Raw genomic sequence first — 277 nt, forward strand, 5'->3', positions numbered from 1 at the left:
GCGGTCGTGAACGGGAACGTCGTCGCGCTCGATTCGGCCTGCGACGGCGCGAGATTGACCACCGGCACCATGCTCGCGAACAGCGATTCGGACATCACGCGCGAGTTGGCGTCGCGCGGCACGAACGAGCCCCACATCAGTTCCGAGCCAGGTTCGAGGCTGCCCGGCAGGAAGCGATGACCGGCGGCGTCGGTCGGGCCCGTGTAGATTTTCTGCGCCACCGACCATTCGGCGGGCGTGAGGCAGTGCGCCGTATCGGCCGCACCGGTCTTGCACG

At 68.2% G+C, this 277-nt stretch carries 1 pseudogene; it reads right to left on the bottom strand.

Annotated features, from left to right (window positions below):
- Window positions 1-277, bottom strand: a pseudogene (locus SB786_RS36120) (hypothetical protein); the annotation flags it as partial.

The sequence above is a fragment of the Burkholderia sp. SIMBA_062 genome (assembly GCF_046534765.1).
Taxonomy (GTDB): Bacteria; Pseudomonadota; Gammaproteobacteria; order Burkholderiales; family Burkholderiaceae; genus Burkholderia; species Burkholderia ambifaria.